The organism is Photobacterium sp. R1, assembly GCF_054600795.1.
On the sequence record NZ_BAAHZP010000632.1, the window covers coordinates 1 to 264 of the forward strand.

Below are 264 nucleotides of genomic sequence, written 5' to 3' on the forward strand. Positions count from 1 at the left end.
GGATAATCATTACCAATCACCATTTTGGATCTTCCCGGCCCTTGCACCAGAACATCAGAACGGTTTTCATACCGAGTGACGGTGTCTTCTCCGCCATACACGATACTCAAATCTGCCGCTTCAATGATTTCCTCAACGCCGTCATGAGCGGTTGGCAACATGACAACATAATCAGCAAGCCCTGACTCTGTCAAAGCTTGGACTAAACGGTGCGCTGTCCATGGCTCACGTTCTGATGGTCTTAACACAACTCGATATCCCAAT

General features: G+C 48.1%; 1 protein-coding gene. It reads right to left on the minus strand.

Annotation, left to right across the window (positions count from 1 at the left end):
* The coding region (locus ACYP03_RS26585; protein WP_459782754.1) for a hypothetical protein at positions 1–248 on the minus strand (248 nt) is incomplete at its 3' end.
* Positions 249–264 lie beyond the last annotated feature (16 nt).